Genomic DNA, 19740 nt, shown 5'->3' with positions numbered 1-19740 from the left:
TAAAGGCATAGGGACGTTTTGATTGCCATATTTCCTGTATGGCAATCAAAACGTCCCTATGCCACCTTATGCCATCTTTTTTACGTCTATTTATATATCAAAAATACTGAGCTGTTTAGATTGAGGTCTGTGTGTTTGCTGTAAAATAAAATTACCCAATATTGCAAAGTAGAATTCCCCACTTTTGCAGAGGTAATTTCCCCAATATTGCAAATGCCATTGCAGACATCTGACCAATATATTATCCTTGTAATTGATTAGATTGCAAGGAGGAAATGGAGATGCTAACAATGGCACAAATATATGATATCAGAAAACTTTACTTTGAGGAAGGGAAAAATATATCTCAAATATCCCGTGAAACCGGTTATGACAGAAAAACAATAAGGGAGTATATTAATAAAAATGATTGGAACAAGCCTGTTCCTGCAGTTAAAACAAATATGGAATTTTCTAAACTTGATCCTTACAAGTCAATTATTACCCAATGGCTGGAGAATGATAAGAAAGCAAAAAGAAACAACGTCATACAGCCACCAGGGTCTATAACAGACTGAAAGAAGAAATCGAAGGTTTTGACTGTTCTTACCGGACAGTAGCGGCTTTTGTAACATTAAAGAAAAAGGAAATTTTTCATACCGAAAAAGAAGGATATTTGCCGTTGGAGCACCCTGCGGGTGAAGCACAGGTTGATTTCGGGGATGCACAGTTTTATGAAAATGGCGTACTTCATGACGGAAAATATCTGAATGTATCTTTCCCATACAGTAATCAGGGATATCTTCAGTTATTCTATGGAGAAAATATTGAATGTTTGTTGGAAGGATTGAAAGCAATATTCGAATATATAGGAGGTGTTCCAACCCGGTTATGGTTTGACAATACGAAGACGATTGTAACCAAAATACTGAAAGAAGGAAGCCGTAACCTGACTGAAAAATTCATGAGATTTCGGGAACATTACGGTTTTGATACTGTATTCTGTAATCCTGAGGCAGGGCATGAAAAGGGGAATGTTGAATCAAAAGTAGGATACCACAGGAGAAATATGTTAGTCCCCATTCCGAGATTTCAGGAATTAAGGAAATATAACGAGGAATTACTTGTCAAATGTAATGAAGACGGAAACAGGGAGCATTACAGGAAAGCAGATTTTATCAGTAAATTGTTTGAAGAAGATAAAAAGAATTTTTTACCGCTGCCTGCAACAGAGTTTGATACAGCAGGATATCATATAGTACATACAAACGGATATGGGCGATTTTATTTAAACAATGGATTACATGAATATTCCGTTTCACCAAAATACGCAAATACCCGTGTTGTAATCAAAATTACATCTTTATATGTGATACCTATGGATGAAAATCAAAACGAAATTGTTCGGCACAAAAGATTATACGGAGATCATAAACAGCAAAGCATGAAGTGGCTTCCCTATCTGAGGCAGCTTGCCAAACGTCCTGGGGCACTAAAATATAGTGGTATCTATAACATTATGCCGGAAGATATGAAGAAATACCTGGATAAATGTAAAAGAAGCGAGAGAGGGAAGATACTATCCGTAATAGCTTCATTAACAGAGAAAAATGGTTTTGAGAATGCAGCACAAACAGTAACCCAAGTACTATGTTATGATGCAGTGGATGTAGACAGCCTGATAAGCATGCACAGGCATTTATGCAGTGAGATAAGGGAATTACCTCCGATGAAAACAGAAAGCAGAATACCCCGACTGAAACCTACGAAAACAGATTTATCAAAGTATGATAAGGCATTGAAAAAATGGGGTAAAAGGACATGTTAGATAAAGAAATCAGAGAATGCTGTAAACGTCTCAGATTAAGTCAAAACCTGGCAGAACAGGCACAGACAACGGAAGGGGAAAATCATCAGGAATTTTTACTTAAACTACTGCAGGAAGAAATAGAACACAGAAAAACAGCAAGAATAGATAAACTAATAAGCAAGGCAGGATTCTATAGTATAAAAACATTTAACGGATTCAAGTTTGATGAAATAAGCCTGCCTCCAGGTGTTACACCGGAGTATTTAAAGGAGTTAAAGTTTTGTGAAAGCAAAACAAATATCATAATGTACGGAAATGTAGGTACAGGGAAAACTCACTTATCCATAGCATTAGGAGTAGAAGCTTGTAAAAAAGGGATGGAAACCCGTTTTTACCGTACGGCAGCATTAGTTAACAGACTGTCGGAAGCAAAGAAAGAAGGAACCTTAAGCAGTTTTATGAAAAAGATTATGAAAGCGGAACTGATTATATGTGATGAATGGGGATATGTACCCCTTGATGTAACAGGAGCCCGGCTGTTGTTTGAACTTATATCCGAATGCTATGAACAAAGAACACTGATTATAAACACTAATATTGAATTTTCAAGATGGATAAATGTTTTTTATGATAAAGATATGACAGCCGCAATACTGGATAGAGTTTTACACCACTGTCACCTGCTGCTTTTCCCCGGGGAGAGCAACAGGATGAGAGAATCAAGTATTTCGGCTTAGTAACCGCAGAATAAAAAGTTGAAAGATGGCTGCAATGATCAAAAATTCCCCACCTATGGGGTGAGGAAAAAAATTTGCAAAAGTGAGGAATTTCCTCTTGCAAAAAACAGTCTGTGTTTGTTTGTGGAAGTATTCTCCTTTATAATGGAGTCTTCAGGTATATCGGAAATAAAGGGAGACGGCCTATCATGGGAAGTTATAAGGATAAGTTCATCCTGTGCCCTTGTCATACCTACATAGAAAAGTCGCCTTTCTTCATCTAAATTGAAGTCACGACCGGAATTTTTCAGAGGAATCAGACCATCGTTTACTCCACATATGAATATAACTGGAAACTCAAGGCCCTTTGATCCATGTATCGTCATTAATGAAACCGCATCAGAAGAATAAATCTTGCTGCTGCTACGGACTATATCACTTTCACGCCCTAATATAAGGGTTTGAATAAAGGAGGACATATTATTGTGAAAGACGGATGTATTTAAGAGCAGTTTTAGACAATCTATGCCGGATAGGTTATTATCATTAATCCAAGAATCTATTAGCTTCACGGGTTTTTCTTTATGGAGTAAAGGTTCATATTTCTTTAGTAATTCAATAAAATTCCAAGATTTTACTAAATCATCAGACGGCTGAACTTTTTCTATTATTTTAATAAGAGACGGTATATTCTTTTTAGCTGAAACATAATTTTTTAGTATTTCTTGAATTAATTCCGTTGAATATATGCCTGATATTTTTAGGTATGTCTTTAAGGAAAAAATATCCTTTGGATTGAGTAAAAACTGGAAGAAAGCAATTACGGCACGAACTTCCTTTTCTGAAAGAAACTCATCTTTTCCTGCAACTACGTAGGGTATGCCTTCTTTTATAAGGCACTGCTCTATAATATTCTCCTGGTGATTAGTACGATATAATATGGCAATGTCAGCAAAGCTTCTTGGATTTTTTACTTTGGAATTCTTCCTGTCAGTTTCCGATATCTTCTGTGTATCTATCATATCAATACCGCCCACTATGCGGTTAATCTCCTTAGCGACAAACAATGCTTCGGAAAATTCATTATTGGTTTTTAGAAGTCGTACTTTTGTACCTTTTTCTCTTTTGGATTCCAGAAAACTAAAAGGTTCCCCCTTTATTTTTTTGGAAATTACCGATTTGGCACAATGTATGATCTCAGGAGTCGAACGATAATTTTGGGTAAGCCTGATATTTTTGGCATGAGGAAAATTCTCTTTAAATATATCAAAATATCGAAAATCTGAACCTCTAAAGCCATAAATTGATTGCTCGGGGTCCCCTATGACGAAGATATTATTACTTGCCCATTCTTTAATTAAACGGTACTGAATTTCATTAATATCTTGAAACTCATCTACTAAAAGATAGGAGAAAGAATTGCTTAAATTTGTATTTTTAAACTTTTTGAGTGCTTCAAGAAGGATATCATCATAATCCATAACATCATACTGTTTAAGCTGCGAACAGTATAAATCATATACTTCCAATGGAATTTTAAGCTCTTTCTTATTTTCTTCTCCTGAAATTGTTCCGCTTTTCATCAGAGAAATTTCCTTCATAGCATCCCGTGGGGAGATCTTCAGTTGAAGATTTTTCAGTATATCTTCAACTATAGAAATTGAATTATATTCATCAATAATTGTAGTTTTTCCATTCCCTTTTTCTTCAGATAAAATTTTTAGACATATGGAATGAAATGTTCCTATATTCATGGCTTTTACTGTGTTTTTGTTCTTAAAATGTTTTTCTAAACGACTGCGCATCTCATTAGCAGCTTTATTGGTAAAAGTAACGGCGGTTATTTCTGAAGGAGAAATACCGCAGTTTTCAATTAGATATACTATACGGTATACCAATGTTCTTGTCTTTCCCGTTCCGGGGCCAGCCATTACTACGATTACAGGTTCCGGCGATGAAACATCTTCCCATTGTTCTTGATTTAATCTGTAAGGGTTGCTGGAAGGAAGAGGTTCAATAGAGCTTGCTGAGTAAGGTTCCGAAACCCTTTCTTTTTTAATTAAAGATTGTTTTTGAATATCGTTATTTTTATCATTATTCCTGTCATTATTATCTTCATTTTTAAAAAGGCTTATTTGGCCGGAAATTAGATTTATTTCATTCTTGTTCATTACATTAATTTGTCCATATTTTCCATCGTAACCGGGATGTATTTCCACTTGCCCAGCTCGCAACCTGCGAATACCTTCTGCAATATGAGGTCCAGCAGCTAATTCTATATCGCTTAAGGATGCTTCCCGAAGGATGAATAATTCAGTACCTAAAGTTTGTATCAGATTTTCATACCTTCTTTTTACCTTAATGCTGGCAGTAGTAAAGCCTAATGAAGATGCAATTATTTCCCGAAGGGGAACGAGGCTTTCAAAGTGTTTGGCTGTCTGAGGGACGAACCCTTCAGCTCTGTCTGCCAAGGCTTCAACTCGATGAAGTACCCCTACTGTAAGTCTACCTCCACACACTGGGCATATACCCGATAAAGCTTCGGTTTCTGCAGGTTTTAAGCATACTTTACAATTTCTGTGTCCATCGTAATGATATTTTCCTTCCTCTGGGAAAAATTCTATTGTACCATAAAATTCCTTTGTATTTCGGTTCTTTAAAGCCTGTGATATATTTGAATAAGAAAGGTCCGTATCAAAGATATTAGCTTCTCTGGCCAAATTAGCAGGAGAATGAGCATCTGAATTAGAAACTAAAGTAAATTTATCAAGTGCAGAGAGACGCCAGTTCATGGGGGGATCTGAAGAAAGGCCCGTTTCTACAGCATAGATATTGTCCGTTAGATCTTTGAAACATTCTCTTATATCATCAAACCCTGAATACTCACCGTATAAAGAAAAATGAGGAGTCCATATATGGGCAGGAATAAATATGGCTTCCGGGCATATATCAAGTACAATTTCAAGCAAATCCTTACTATCAAGACCTAATATGGGTCTTCCATCAGAGTGTAGATTACCTATGGCCTCGAGACGATGAGATATTAATTCAGCTTCCTCCAATCCGGGGAGAAGTATTAGATTGTGGATTTTTCTCACTTTTCCGTTTTTTTTGTATATTGAGCTGATTTCTCCAGATATAATGAATCGAGGCTTAAAATCTGTTCCTCCAATATTATCTTCTTTGCGATAATCATCTTTAAGAACATATAGACCTTCTTCTGAAGGAGTGAGTTTTTCCTTTAATTCTTCACGCCAAACTGGATGTGTGAAATCCGCTGTTCCAAGGAGATTGATACCTTTACGTCGTGACCACATTTCAAGAATTTCAGGTATACATTCTTTACTTGTTGCTCTTGAATACTTTGAATGAATATGAAAATCAGCAATAAACATAACAATACACCTACATTCTTATCAAATTGAATTAACTTATATTATAAATATTATAAACCAAAAAATAACTTTTCTCAAAATTTTATTTGAGTCTGTAATATATCAACATCGTATCTATTTGTATAAATAATCTGTGTATGTATTATATCATATATTCGGTATAATAAAATTATCTTTTCACTTTACAACTCTATAATAAAATGATGTTATATTAAAAAAGGGGTGAATCATTATGGCATCAATTTTAATTGTTGAGGATGAAATATCAATCAATGAGTTAATTAAAAGGAATTTGCAGCTCGTAGGGCATCACTGTACTTCTGTTTTTGATGGGAAAACTGCCGTCTCTGAAATACAAGATCATACCTATGACCTGATAATTTTAGATATTATGTTACCTGAACTTGATGGATTCGAAGTTTTTGAAAAAGTAGATAAAGTTCCCACTATTTTCTTAACAGCACGGAGTAGTTTATCGGACCGCATAAAAGGTTTCTCAATGGGGGCTGACGATTATCTGGTGAAACCTTTTGAAATGTTGGAACTCTTAGCTCGTGTAGAAGCGGTATTACGTCGAACTCAAAAAAACAGGAGTTGCTTTGAACTGAGAGATGTGAGGGTTGATTTTGACAGCCACCAAGTATTTTATATGGGGCAACCTATAGAATGTACCCCGAAAGAATATGAATTGTTAGAGGTACTTGTAAATAACCGTAATATTGCATTATCAAGAGAAAAATTATTGGAACTTGTATGGGGCTACGACTATGAAGGTGATACCCGAACGGTTGATGTTCATATACAGAAACTGCGAAAAAAATTAGGGTGGGATGATGTAATAAAAACCGTCTATAAATTGGGTTATCGTTTGGAGGTAAATCAATGAAATACCGTACATTTTTAGCAACACTTATACTTTTTCTGTTTTCTTTTAATTTCGGGATATTAGTGATTTCTGCCATTACGTTTAAAGATACTGCCAATAGTGCCAAAGAAAGAAGCTTAGGAGAACATTATTTTATAACATCTGCTCTTGTAAAGGATTTTCATGCTGTGGAAAGCCGGGGAAATAATATTGAAGGATCTTTGGATTCTCTGCTCCAACCCTATAGTTATCTGTCTGAGAATAAAAAAGCCAGATTAGCACTTTATAAGGATAGCCGTCTTGTATATTCAAATCGATTTGAAATAGAATTACAGGACAATTTATTGGAACCTCCGAAGAATGGAGACCGTATTGTTTCGATACAGAAATCAGAGGGCGGTACCTATGTAATTGTTTCGGGGAAGCTTCCTGATCCCTATGATTCTTATACGATAATTTATCTTTATGATATGACAGATGAAATTACTTCATGGGAACAAATGAAAAATATGTTGTTTATTATAGGATTCATTCTTTCCTGTTTTCTTTCTTTAGGTCTTCTTTTACTGTTTAATCGAATATTTGAACCTCTTGCACAGATATCTCAAACTTCCCGAAGTATAGCGGATGGTGCGTATGAAACAAGACTTCCGGTATCCGGTCATGACGAAATTTCGGAAATGGCACAAAGTTTTAATAGCATGGCAGAGAAGATTCAGCATCAAATGACAGAACTTATCACTGAGGCAGAAAAGAAGCAGCAGTTTATTGATAATTTTGCTCATGAACTCCGTACACCTTTGACCGCAATCTATGGATATGCAGAATATATGCAAAAAGCCGTTATGACCGAATCCGATAGGTTGTTTGCAATAAATTATATTATGTCGGAAAGCCGCCATATGCAAACAATGGCTTGTCAATTACTTGAACTGGCAAATCTCAAAAATGATCAGATAGTGTGGAAAGAACAAGAAATATCAAGACTTTTTCAATATGTCAAGACAACCCTACATAATAAGATTATAGAAAAAGAAATTAAAATAGAGTTTATTTGTGAAATAGATATTATTTGGGGGGATGCGTGTTTATTGGAAAGTTTACTTGTAAATTTAATTGATAATGCGATAAAGGCGTGCAGTAAGGGAGGACATATAATAATACGTGCTACTGAAGAAAATGGTAAGAAAATAATTTGTATCCGGGATGACGGAAAAGGCATGACGGCCGAAGTACTCAACCACATTACAGAGCCTTTTTATCGGGCAGAGAAGTCACGAAATCACAAGGATAACGGGGCGGGGTTAGGTCTTGCCATTTGTAAACAGATTGCTTTATGTCACGATGCCGAGCTTAAATTCATCAGCCACCCCGGAGAAGGAACTACAGCAAAAATAACTTTTACAACTTCGAAATAACTTGATAATTATTCTATAATTATGTTCATTTATACTACTTATTGTGATCACAAATAAAACTATAAAGGAGCGATTAATATGAAAGAAGATAGGTCGGAGGGAAAAAGATCCAAAAAGATTATATTGTCAGCTATAGTAACTATCGGAATAAGCACATTTTTATTTCAGGGATTTACACAGATAGCTGTGAAGGATGAAATGGGGAAGACAGATTTAATTCCTACAAGTTATACGGTTCATGCTGATAGTTTGTCCAATACGGCACAAAATAGCTTACCGGAAGGTTACAAAAAAGCAAATTATACGATAAAACCAATTGATCTTGAGTATTACCGTAATCAAAAACCAACCGATAAGGACATGACAAGGGAAGATGCCGCAGAAATAGGAGCAAAAGCTCTTTGGAAAATATTTGGCTTGGATTTGGAAGGGCAGGTAATTGAAATGGGTTATCACTTGCCTACAGAGAACCTTCCTCGTTCAAATTGGTATGCTGATGTACTGATTAAAGGTGAGCGCAGCTATTATTTTTGTGTGGACTCCGTGACCGGAGAACTGTTTGATATAGGTTACAGCAGAACACTGAAGGAAGATGTTTCAGTATCATTTGATGCAAATCTCGATAAAAACCCCCAGGAATATGTTATATTGGCAAAAGATCTGGCAAAGAAGTATAATGTCGTTCACGGTGCAGTCAAGTCGGCTGAATATAATGGGCAAGGTTATAGCGGTAACGACCCGACTATTTCCATCGATATCATAGGTGAAAATGGGGAGATTGCCTTGATGACCTTCTCTCGATATGATAAGGCACTGCTTGGTATTGGTTATAGTTCTCAATATAAATATGGTCTGGAATTACAGGAAAAACTTCTCGAGCAAACGAAAGAAAAGAGCGAAGAACTTAAAAAATCGGATTCTTCTAAAGGAGAGGGAATGCCTCTTTTAGAAGTTATAGAATGGTAAATTTTACTGGAGTTTAAATGGGAAAATTAATCTGACATATAACGTAAACGGAGTTAATACAAAAAACACGAGTACCTTTAAGGTGCTCGTGTTTTTTTGGCATGATAATTGTGTTATGTATTATATTGTAATAATATCATTATGGAAGTCATATCTTTTTGCGGTCTTATTAAGATAATCAATGGAATATTTATTATTATCGTCAAATACAACGGCTTCAGTCAAATTAATTTTTAATATGCAAGTCCCCGGATCGTCTTCATCTACATGACGATCATAAAAAATGATAAAGACTTCTCTAAGTTCTTTTGCCAATTCCTGATTTTTTATTTCTTTTGGATTTCCTAAATTTTCAGCCTTTCCAATACCTTGGAATAAATCTTTGCAGACAGCTACATTTGAATTGAGCGATATTTGCTTCATCTTATGGGATGATGTGTGAGTTACGACATATATACATCCATCTTTATAATATCCATCTACGATACGTACACTTACATTATTTTTATTACATGTTGCTAAAGATATCTGTACGTCATGACCAAGTTGTTTTTGTATCAGTTCACAAGCAGCATCAAATTCATTCATAGGGGACACCCTCCTTATTATATTTCTTAAATATAAATAATCTTTATTATTTTTATAGTAACATAATTTTTAAATAATACTTAAAAATGTTGTCGAAAAAGAAATAAAAGTTTTTGATGGGAGGAATCTGGTATACTGATATAATAATAGTACTATTTGCGATATCGGATCTGAAAAGAGGAGTTTACAGTATTCCTTCGGATATTTAAGCAATATTAAAAAATTGTATGGAGGGTGAGAATATGATTAGGGTAATGAATGAAGAGGATTTGCCGGTAGTAAAACATATTATACAATCTATACCTTATTTTTGGCACGAATGTTGGGATGATGGTACATTAAATAAGGCTTTGAAATCTTCAGGTTCTCTTTCGTTTGTATATGAAGAAGACGGCTGCATATTAGGTTGCATATTTGCGTATGACTTTGGATTTAGGGGGTATATAGCGAAAATTGCTGTTTATGAATCAGCTCGTTTTAAAGGAATTGGAAAGAAACTCATTAAGCATGTTGAAGATATTTTACGGAGTAATAATTGTGAATTGATTATTGCAGATGCTTTAGAATCAGCTGTTCCTTTCTATAAAAAATTAGGCTGGGAAGAACCAAATGCAATTTTATTAAGAAAGAAATTATTATAGGGTATTCATAAGGTTGATGAAATAGGATATTGGGAATAAGCGGAGTGAATTATTTTGAGCCTGTGAAATAAGGCTGTAAATTGAAATATATAAGAGATTTCTATGATAAAATAAAAGTATTATGGGAAAAAGAATATCGTTGCAGATTTAATCAGGGAGTATAACATTCAGTCAACAGAAGATATTCAAGTGTCTGAAAACTGAACTTCCAATAGAAATTTATGGTGACTGGGGGTGTTATAAGATTGAAAAAAATATTAATTATAGAAGATGATGAAACCATTCAGTTTGCATTACAAACGGCACTGTATAAAAACGGATTTAAGCCTGTATGCGCTCTGAACCTTGAAGAAGGTAAGAAGAAATTATCAGATTCCATTTCCTTAGTTCTTTTAGATTGGAATTTACCGGACGGAACCGGCAGTGAATTTTGTCACTATGCAAAAGCACAGAGGGATATACCGATTATTTTTTTGACTGTTCGGGATGAAGAGAAAGATATTGTAGAAGGTCTTGATATGGGTGCCGATGATTACATTGTCAAGCCTTTTCAGCTTTCCATATTGTTGTCTCGAATCAAGGCGGTCTTGCGAAGAACAAAAGTTATCAATCAATCCGTGCTGGGCTGTGGGAACATTATAGTACATAAGGACAAAACCAAAGTTTTCTGTAACGGAAAGGAAATTGGGCTCACTGCCAGGGAATACCGCCTTCTCACTGTCTTGCTGGAAAATAAAAATCAGACCTTGACCCGCTCACAGCTATTAAATAAATTGTGGGATACAGAAGGGAACTTTGTTAATGACAATACTCTTACAGTTACCATGAAACGCCTGCGGGAAAAACTGAATAATCCTACTTGTATTAAAACAATAAGAGGCATTGGGTATAGAATGGAGGATTCGTTATGAAACGGAACCAATTTTTAAATAGGACAGTGGCAATTATCGTTACTTTTATAATCATGGGAATTGCGATGGGTTTGATATCTTCACACATCATTGCAAGGCAGGAATATAAAAATGTGGCTCAGATACTTGGTTTTGCTGTAAAAACTGATCCCCAGATGGAAGCCATGATGATTCGGGCACTTAAAGAAGCGAATTTTTCGGATTTTAATGACGGTGATGCAATTCTTAAGAAATATAATTATTCATTGAATGTATTTCGAAGCCAAAATACTTTCAGAATGACGGTATATGGTATCTTGTTGGCAATCGTCCCGGCCACATTGGTGATAGTGATAGGCTACTTCTCCTTAAAGAAGAAAAAAGAACGTATTGAAGGATTGACTGATTATCTGAAAGCCATCAATCTCGGACAGGAAGCATTACTATTACGTCAGGAAGATGACTTTTCCCTTCTGGAAGATGAGTTGTATAAGACGATGAACGAACTACGTCAAACAAAGGAAAATGCTGTGCGGGAACGTCGATCTCTTGCCGATAATCTAACCGATATTTCCCATCAGCTAAAAACTCCTATTACATCTATGTCGTTAATGACTCAACTTTTGTCGGAAAATCCTACAGATGAAGACAGAATTTATATTGAAAAGCTTAATCACCAACTTAATCGCCTGGAAACATTGGTTTCTTCACTATTGACTTTATCTAAGTTGGATGCAGGTACAATGGAATTCAAACAGGAACATGTGGATGTTTTTGCTGTACTGGCTCTTGCTTCTGAGCCGGTAGAGGATATGATTTTGAAAAAGGGCCAGCAGCTTATTATTCCTCATGAATCTGATGTGAAGTTCATGGGGGATATGAATTGGGTGTCAGAAGCTCTTTTGAATCTTATCAAGAATTGCAGTGAATACACGCCGGATGGGGGGAATATTTCTATTAATTATTCACAGAATCCACTCTATACGGAAATCATTATAGAGGACAGTGGTAAAGGTTTTGACAGGAATGACCTACCTCATTTGTTTGAGCGTTTCTATAAAGGGAAAAATTCCTTAAAGGACGGTGTAGGTATTGGATTGGCGCTTTCCAAATCTATCATTGAAAGACAAAAAGGGACTCTTCGAGCAGAAAATTCTCCCAAAGGCGGCGGGAGGTTTATTGTAAAGTTTTATGTTTGATGTTTTTTGTCTTTTGTCACCGGAATGTCATTTAAGGCTGATACCATGATGGCATAAAGGAGGTAGTTTTATGGAATTGTTGAGATGTGAAAATGTAACAAAAAAATATGGCTCCGGTACACTTATGGTAACGGCTCTTGACCATGTAAACCTTTCGGTACAAAAAAGTGAATTCGTAACAATTGTCGGTCCGTCTGGCTCCGGAAAATCGACGTTGCTGCACCTGTTAGGAGGTGTAGATCGTCCTACGGAAGGGAAAATTTTTATTGAGGATATTGATATTGCTACGTTAAATGAAGAACAACTTGCTGTTTTTCGCCGCCGCAAGGTAGGGCTGATCTATCAGTTTTATAATCTTATTCCTACACTGAATGTACGCAAGAATATTTTACTTCCCATACTTCTGGACAGCAGGAAACCGGATGAACAACGGTTTGCGGAAATCGTGGATACCCTTGGCTTATCTGATCGGTTAAATCATTTTCCGTGGCAGCTTTCCGGCGGTCAACAGCAGCGCGTGGCTATAGGGCGAGCACTTATATACCGCCCTGCTATTCTGTTGGCAGATGAACCTACCGGAAATCTTGATCGGAAGAACTCTGAGGAAACTTTGGAATTGCTCAAGCTTTCCAATAAGTATTTCCAACAAACCGTACTGCTTATTACCCATGATGAAAAACTTGCCCTGGAGGCTGATCGTATCATTACAATTGAAGATGGAATAATTATTTCCGACGAGGCGGTGAGGAAATGAATATTCTTAAAGAATATACTCTTGACTATATAAAGCACAACAAGAAAAGCAGTATTGCCATCATGATTGCCATTTTGATTGCAACTATCCTTCTTTCCGCCTTGAGTGGTGCCTTATATACTTTTTATACCGACGAAGTTCGTTTGCTTATTTTGGAAAACGGTAATTGGCATGCCGAATTGTTTGACAATACTCCCGGTGACAAATTGAAATATGTTACTGCTCACCCTAATGTGGAAAGAGTGATGATAAAGGGTACATGGAAAATCGCTAAAATTGATGATCCAAGACGCCCCTATCTGGCAATGCGGGGTTTAAGTCAAAGTTACTGGGAGGATATGCCAGAGCATACGGCCATTCTGGAGGGAAGAATCCCTAAATCGGAAAACGAAATTGCTCTTTCAAAACAATATTTTGAAAATCACCCTGACTTAAAGATAGGAGACAGTCTTACTCTCGATTTAGGCAACCGAAAGTTGAATGGTAAGCAAATAGATTTTAATGCTCCGTTTAAAGACGAAGAACTTTTTGTTCCTACTGTTAAACGTATCTATACTGTTGTTGCAAAGCTGGATATTACCACAAATTCCATGACACCTTATTATATGGCCTATGGATATTTGAATGAAACAAATATCTTACCGGAGGATCAGCTTACCGTTTATATGCGTTTTAAAAATCCGAGAAGTACTTATGAAGATATTAACAACATTGCTAAGTCGGTATGTTCTAAACCTGATGAATACGGTAAATACATGGTGAGAACCAATGATAGTCTTCTGGCCAAATACCTTATTTTCCCACCGAAACAAAGGACGGATTTTAAACTATGGATGTTATCACAGCCCGTTATGATTACGGTTATTGTTTTGTTAGTAGCGGGAGTATTTGTGTTCATCATTAACAATGCTTTTGCAATGTCGGCAAATGCACGGCTTAAGCAGCTTGGAATGTTGAAGAGTATAGGTGCTTCACCTAAGCAGGTACAACACTCGGTCATATTTGAAGGATTTGTTTTATCGGTTATACCCGTTCCGGTAGGATTATTTATCGGTTGGGCACTGGATTATGGTTTATTTTCCTATATCAATTCTGTAAAAAACCTGAGGGACTATAACATCGTTTTTACCTTTGGACTTCCGGCGGCATTGCCCTCTGTTTTACTGGCTCTTTTGACTGTATGGCTGTCTGCACTGATTCCGGCACGAAAAATCAGCCGACTTATGCCTATTGATGCTATTCGACAAGGCGAGGATATAAAGATAAAAAAGGTGAAGAAACATAACATTGCTTCAAAAATTTTCGGAATCGAAGGAGAACTTGCTCAAAATGCTTTGTATATCCGAAGAAAATCGTACCGCACAGCATCTATTTCTCTTACCTTATCATTCTTGTTATTCAGTGGATTCCTGAATTTCATGGCTGTAAACGACGCAAAAAATAAAATATTTTATTTTGATAAATTAAAAGAACAACAGCAGAATATCTCACTTTATACAGAAGATGGTAATATGACAGAACCAGAATTTGAAAATCAGATACGTTCCGTTGAAGGAGCAAAAAGTGTATTATTTGCCAGTGAGGTTCCTGCCGGTTTATGGTTATCAACGGATATGGAGTCATACGAGCTTAGAGGGATAGGAGGGCTTAAACGGATTGCCGACAGCGGGAAATTCTCCGTGTATGAAGAAAAGGGGAAGTTCCGCATTCAAACTAATCTGATTGCCTTGGATGATCAAAGTTTTGCAGAATACTGTAAGCAAATCGGTGCGGATTCATCTATGTTTTATGATACCAAAAGGCCACTTACCATCGTTGTCAATGAAGTACAGGACGATATGCACAGTGACCTCCGTAATGAAGTCCGTATTCCGTTTTTAAAACTTAACGTCGGCGATAAGTTGAATGAAGAGGAAAAAACATATCCGGAGGATACCAGTGACTTTTCTTTCCAGACTGAAATCGGATTTTTGACTAATCAAATGCCGGCCGTTGGTGACCGATACGGAGGATATCAGCTTATACAGGTTATGCCCAGAAGTACGTATTTGAAAATTATCGAAAATTTTCAGGAAGTACGTGCTTTGCGTGGAAAGAGAGTTTTTGCTCCTATAGTTGTTCAATCGGAAGATTTTATTCAGCCGGTAACGGATAAAATAATAGAAATTTGTGATAAGTGGTATGGTTCAGGAGATTATTCTATATGGAACGTTCTTGAAATGCGTCAAACGGATACAAATTCCAGAAACCTGCTGAAAACTGTAATGTTGTGCGTAGCAGTTTTTCTTGCATTAATCGGTATTTCCAATGTGTTCGCTACCGTATCGGGTAATTTAAGACAACGCAAAAAAGAATTTGCCATGCTGCGGTCAGTGGGAATTTCACCTAAGGGAATAAAACGGATGTTACTGTTAGAAGGAATACTTTTCGGTATTATGCCCATTGTGTTAAGCATTCCTTTAAACCTAATTGTGATTGGTGTGTTTCTTAAAGTTAATATGATATATCTGAAAGAATTTCTGCCTTTTTTACCGGTTTTACCGATTTTGATTTTCGGTGGAGTAATTTTGCTATCAATCATACTTTCCTACGTAATGGGAGGAAGGATGCTTCGAAAGGGAGACATCGTAGATATTTTAAAAGACGAAGCTGTATAATTGAGAATAAAATTATGAGAAATAATAAAGGCAGGAAGATTGGGAAATTTCCTGCCTTTATTTTAATAATGCTATGGATTTACCGTCTCTTGTTATGCTCACAATCTACACAATTTAAATCATCAGACTAATTTAAAATTTTAGTTAAATAAATGCAGTGATAATTTTTACCTAAGGCGTCAGGTTGGATTCCTACAACTTTAAAGCCATAATCAAGCAACCAATGTATCATCCCTTAAATTTTTAATCTCTTCTGATATATCACCTAAAGGCCTATTATGAATGTTAAACTGTGTTGAATCCCATTGCGGTTCTGAAGGTCAAATAACCTTTAGACTTTGCATATTCACAGGCTGTATCGAATAAATCTTTTAATTTATGTTCTAAAGAAAATACCCCGTTATCGTCATATTCCCAACATTCAAGTTCAATTGAATTGTAACAACGCAATTCTCTGCATAACATCCAACCTTTTAAGTGTTCTTTATCTTTGCCGATGAACTAACCAACTGTACCAAATACAGTATTAATATCTGTTAACTGTCCTATTGCACCATCATAATCCCACCATTCGGGTTTTATTTTGGCCATAAATTTAGCTACCAGTGGTGCATTCTCTTTCGTTAATTCAAATATCTGCATTATTTACATCTCCTTAACAATCACCATTTTTATACACAAACGGTTTATTTTTTGGATTAATATAATTCTATGTAGGAAGCTGATTGTTTCACATATTTAATCGATAAATTCTTCTGTGATATGAAAAGTTAATTCCTCTTCAGTATATTCTTTTGTTATTCCTTCGAATATATTATCACTGCATTTAATTCCTGCTTTTTTAGCTGCTTCAATAGCAAATTCTTTGAATGCGAATCCAATTGCCGTAACAAGATTACCATCTGTGCAGAGAGGTTTACGCTGTAAATTGTTTCTTGGAATAAAGGTATATTCGTCTATAACTTCTTCAAATAACCCACAACAGAACTTTTTGTCATCTAAGATACCTGCCTTTGCAAGTAGTATAGGAGAACTAGAAATACTTGCTATAATTATGTTTTCATCATTTTTAAATTGTTTAAGAAACGTAATGTTTCTTTCATCATTTAACGCTTCTCTGAAATCCCAAATTCCAGGGAGAATAACACAATCAAATTCCTCCTTTTGAAATTCATCGAATGTTTTGTGCGGTAAAAATGTGAATCCATCTTCACTGTTAACAGGTTTTAATGATGAAGAAAATACTGTTATTTCTTTATCATACCATTTGAATATTTCTGTCAGACAGCTAATTTCCTGCATACAGAACTGTGGATATATCATGACCGCTGCTTTTTTCATACTGCCTTCCCTCCCATTATATAAATTCGTTTCACTCTCATATTTCCTAAATTTTATCATAATTTTGGTTAAAAATCTCTATTTATTATTATTACTTAAACCCATTGAGTGGGATTATAAGGTATTTTTTTATTTACATAAAAAAAAGCAGTATCAAAGCCGCGAGCAGCGACATGCCTGAGCCGAATAAAAAAGGCACTGATGCTCCGAATCCATTCCACAACAATCCGGCTATGACACTGGCTGGCAACAAAGCGATCCCTACAACAGTGGAATGCATTCCCAGCATTGTTCCCTTTAATTCTTCAGGGGATATTTCTGCAATAAATGCTCGTTCTACTCCGGTAATCATGGCAGTATAAATGCCATAAAGTACAAAGACGATAACTATAACAGATTGGCTGGAGGCAAAAGCAAAGCCCAGATACACAGAAGAAAAAACAAAATAACCTGAAACGAGCAATTTTTTCCTTCCTATTTTATCCGATAACTTTCCAAGAGGAATGGAAAGAATGGACGCGGTAAGATTAAAGATGAAATATAATAATATCACACTTGTATCGTCGAACCCGACACTTTTTGCCCGTAACAGTAAAAATGTATTCGAGGAATTTCCAAGGGTGAACAGGAAGGCCACCATAATATATAGTTTAAGTTTCCTGTCCAGTTGTTTTATATTTTGCCAGAACGGCTTTCTTCTTAAAACGGCACTATGCTCGTTTTTTTCTTTAATGAAGAAGAACATAATAAGTCCCAAAAATGCCGGAATAGTAGAAATTGCAAACAATTTTTTATATGCAAAATTTTCGCCGGCGTTTTTTAGCAGTAGAAAGCTGATAAAGATACCAATAGATGAACCGGCCATGTCCAATGCCTTATGGATACCAAATGCTTTTCCCATTTGTTCTTTATCTGCACTTTCACTTACCATAACATCTCTTGGAGCGGTTCGGATGCCTTTTCCGATGCGATCAATGGCCCTTGCGCCCAAAATGCCGACCCATGAATTGGCGAAAATGAGAGCAACCTTATAAATTAACCCTGTGGCATAGCCAATAAAGGCAACGGGTTTTTTATTGTGGTATTTGTCCGTGACGTAGCCGCTGAACACTTTCAAAAGGCTGGCAAGGCTCTCGGCAATGCCCTCAATAACTCCCACAAGTGCTGGGGTTGCACCGAACACAGAGGTTAAATAAAGTGGAATAATTGGATAAACCATTTCCGCACTGATATCTGAAAAGAAACTGACAAGTCCTAATAAAATAACATTCCACATAACACTATCTCCTCCTAATACAATTTTTACTTTTATCCTAATTTATAGTCTTTTGAACTCCTTTTAGCACTACCTGAATACTTCATGGAAAATCAGTTTTCCCTTTAAAGTTATCAATATGGGTAGGAGAATAACATCATCCCGTGGACGTAAAGATTCCTTGGAAAGCATATAATTGATTATTGGCCATTCATGATTATCCATATCATACCTTGTTTTTATAAATGTAATACTAGTTACATTATAAGATGAAAAATTATTTTTGTCAAGAAATACAGATACAATTAATATCTCTCACCAAATACCTTTTTTGTGTCTTTATACGTATCATATAAACTTAAACTCCTGGATATAAAATTTTCAAAAGCCAAATGAAAAATAGAAGAATCCCCTCACTTATTTCCGTACTGAGTGAGGGGATGGAACGTTTTGAAATATCCATAAAACGAATTAATCCATCTGCGCTTGTTTTAACGCATTTTCAAGGGCTTTGAGATGAACTTTCGAGGTAAGCGTTGCTCCGTTTATAACATCCACCTGAAGTGTCTGGGATTTCACTACATTGTCAAACATATCATCGATACTCAAACCACCTGTCAATTCTGCAGAATTGCCTTCTTTATCCAATTTGTCAATATGATTTAAAGCAACACCGTCTTTTGCCTATGGTTTTTAGGTCGAAAGAGATACCTCAATTTTATTCTCAAAAATATCCAATATAATTTTCGGAAAAAGCTCATGACGCACATATCTTTTATATTCCATTTCTTTTTGAGTTCGGCCGCTTATCAGAGATTTATTCACCATAACATTATCTGGGATACTAAAAAGAGCCATAATCGGGACATTCATAAGTCTTGCAGCTCTAAAAGCCGAAGCCGTTTCCATTTCTATGGTATTGCATCCTATATTCAATATTTCATCAAGATGTATAAATTGAGCAAACACTGTATCTATACTAAATGTTTTTCCTAAGTGCCACTTCACGTTTTTTCCTTGCAAATGCGTTCGGTTACTGTTTTAGATTTATTGAATAAATCTATATTCGAATATATTTTTTCTCCGAAGACATCACCATTGTTAAGTGAATCTGAAGATATATAGCGGCTGGCTCCGTCACCACAAACAGAATATTCGGGAATAACGATATCACCTATGCCGATATTATCATCCAAGGACCCGACGGAACCAATGAAAATGATTTGTTGACATGATGTGACCCCTAAAGTTAAAAGCGCATCCATC

At 36.0% G+C, this 19740-nt stretch carries 18 protein-coding genes and 1 pseudogene; 10 read left to right on the top strand and 9 right to left on the bottom strand.

Annotated elements, in window-relative coordinates:
• Positions 1-290 precede the first annotated feature (290 nt).
• Positions 291-1807 (top strand): annotated as a pseudogene (gene istA, locus EQM13_RS17370) (IS21 family transposase).
• Positions 1801-2526: an IS21-like element helper ATPase IstB gene (gene istB / locus EQM13_RS17365; protein ID WP_128751668.1), complete on the top strand. Its 726-nt coding sequence runs from the start codon at positions 1801-1803 to the stop codon at positions 2524-2526. The pseudogene istA and the gene istB overlap by 7 nt, the downstream one beginning before the upstream one ends.
• A gap of 53 nt (positions 2527-2579) precedes the next feature.
• Here istB and EQM13_RS17360 read toward each other — a convergent pair whose 3' ends face one another.
• Positions 2580-5900: a UvrD-helicase domain-containing protein gene (locus EQM13_RS17360; RefSeq protein WP_128753362.1), complete on the bottom strand. Its 3321-nt coding sequence runs from the start codon at positions 5898-5900 to the stop codon at positions 2580-2582.
• Between the two features lie 232 nt (positions 5901-6132).
• Between EQM13_RS17360 and EQM13_RS17355 the strand changes: the two genes are divergently transcribed.
• From EQM13_RS17355 to EQM13_RS17345, 3 genes are all read left to right on the top strand, one after another.
• Positions 6133-6786: a response regulator transcription factor gene (locus EQM13_RS17355; RefSeq protein ID WP_128753361.1), complete on the top strand. Its 654-nt coding sequence runs from the start codon at positions 6133-6135 to the stop codon at positions 6784-6786.
• Positions 6783-8183, top strand: a complete 1401-nt coding sequence (locus tag EQM13_RS17350; protein ID WP_128753360.1) for a sensor histidine kinase — start codon at positions 6783-6785, stop codon at positions 8181-8183. Before EQM13_RS17355 ends, EQM13_RS17350 begins: the two co-directional genes overlap by 4 nt.
• Positions 8184-8261: 78 nt before the next feature.
• Positions 8262-9149: a hypothetical protein gene (locus tag EQM13_RS17345; protein WP_128753359.1), complete on the top strand. Its 888-nt coding sequence runs from the start codon at positions 8262-8264 to the stop codon at positions 9147-9149.
• Between the two features lie 120 nt (positions 9150-9269).
• Here the strand turns inward: EQM13_RS17345 and EQM13_RS17340 are convergent, their stop codons facing one another.
• A complete protein-coding gene (locus EQM13_RS17340; protein WP_071139427.1) occupies positions 9270-9737 on the bottom strand; it encodes a pyridoxamine 5'-phosphate oxidase family protein in 468 nt (155 codons plus the stop codon).
• A gap of 242 nt (positions 9738-9979) precedes the next feature.
• On the opposite strand from EQM13_RS17340, the gene EQM13_RS17335 reads away from it, so the two are divergent.
• From EQM13_RS17335 to EQM13_RS17315, 5 genes are all read left to right on the top strand, one after another.
• Positions 9980-10378, top strand: coding sequence for a GNAT family N-acetyltransferase (locus EQM13_RS17335; protein WP_071139426.1), 399 nt, complete (start codon positions 9980-9982; stop codon positions 10376-10378).
• Between the two features lie 245 nt (positions 10379-10623).
• The gene (locus tag EQM13_RS17330) at positions 10624-11289 is read left to right on the top strand and encodes a response regulator transcription factor (protein WP_128753358.1); all 666 of its coding nucleotides are present in this window, start codon (positions 10624-10626) and stop codon (positions 11287-11289) included.
• Positions 11286-12467 carry a sensor histidine kinase gene (locus tag EQM13_RS17325; RefSeq protein ID WP_128753357.1) on the top strand — a complete coding sequence of 394 codons (1182 nt, stop codon included), beginning with the start codon at positions 11286-11288 and terminating at the stop codon, positions 12465-12467. The genes EQM13_RS17330 and EQM13_RS17325 overlap by 4 nt, the downstream gene beginning before the upstream one ends.
• 70 nt (positions 12468-12537) lie before the next feature.
• Positions 12538-13221 carry an ABC transporter ATP-binding protein gene (locus EQM13_RS17320; protein ID WP_128753356.1) on the top strand — a complete coding sequence of 228 codons (684 nt, stop codon included), beginning with the start codon at positions 12538-12540 and terminating at the stop codon, positions 13219-13221.
• Entirely contained in the window at positions 13218-15878 is a 2661-nt protein-coding gene (locus EQM13_RS17315) for an ABC transporter permease (protein WP_128753355.1), read from the top strand. Before EQM13_RS17320 ends, EQM13_RS17315 begins: the two co-directional genes overlap by 4 nt.
• A gap of 285 nt (positions 15879-16163) precedes the next feature.
• Here EQM13_RS17315 and EQM13_RS18620 read toward each other — a convergent pair whose 3' ends face one another.
• From EQM13_RS18620 to EQM13_RS17285, 7 genes are all read right to left on the bottom strand, one after another.
• A complete protein-coding gene (locus EQM13_RS18620) occupies positions 16164-16343 on the bottom strand; it encodes a hypothetical protein (protein WP_206172750.1) in 180 nt (59 codons plus the stop codon).
• Between the two features lie 36 nt (positions 16344-16379).
• The gene (locus EQM13_RS18615; RefSeq protein ID WP_206172749.1) at positions 16380-16520 is read right to left on the bottom strand and encodes a hypothetical protein; all 141 of its coding nucleotides are present in this window, start codon (positions 16518-16520) and stop codon (positions 16380-16382) included.
• 96 nt (positions 16521-16616) lie between these two features.
• Entirely contained in the window at positions 16617-17219 is a 603-nt protein-coding gene (locus EQM13_RS17305; protein WP_161567302.1) for a DJ-1/PfpI family protein, read from the bottom strand.
• A 133-nt stretch (positions 17220-17352) separates the two neighbouring features.
• Positions 17353-18495, bottom strand: a complete 1143-nt coding sequence (locus EQM13_RS17300) for an MFS transporter (protein ID WP_128753353.1) — start codon at positions 18493-18495, stop codon at positions 17353-17355.
• A 450-nt stretch (positions 18496-18945) separates the two neighbouring features.
• Positions 18946-19122, bottom strand: coding sequence for an FMN-binding protein (locus tag EQM13_RS17295; RefSeq protein WP_206172748.1), 177 nt, complete (start codon positions 19120-19122; stop codon positions 18946-18948).
• 45 nt (positions 19123-19167) lie between these two features.
• Entirely contained in the window at positions 19168-19482 is a 315-nt protein-coding gene (locus tag EQM13_RS17290; protein WP_128753352.1) for a hypothetical protein, read from the bottom strand.
• Positions 19479-19739: a phosphorylase family protein gene (locus EQM13_RS17285; RefSeq protein WP_128753351.1), complete on the bottom strand. Its 261-nt coding sequence runs from the start codon at positions 19737-19739 to the stop codon at positions 19479-19481. The genes EQM13_RS17290 and EQM13_RS17285 overlap by 4 nt, the downstream gene beginning before the upstream one ends.
• Position 19740 lies beyond the last annotated feature (1 nt).

The sequence above is a fragment of the Acidilutibacter cellobiosedens genome (genome assembly GCF_004103715.1).
GTDB lineage: Bacteria > Bacillota > Clostridia > Tissierellales > Acidilutibacteraceae > Acidilutibacter > Acidilutibacter cellobiosedens.
Note: the sequence above shows the minus strand (reverse complement) of the source record. Positions and strands in the feature narration are given on the sequence as shown.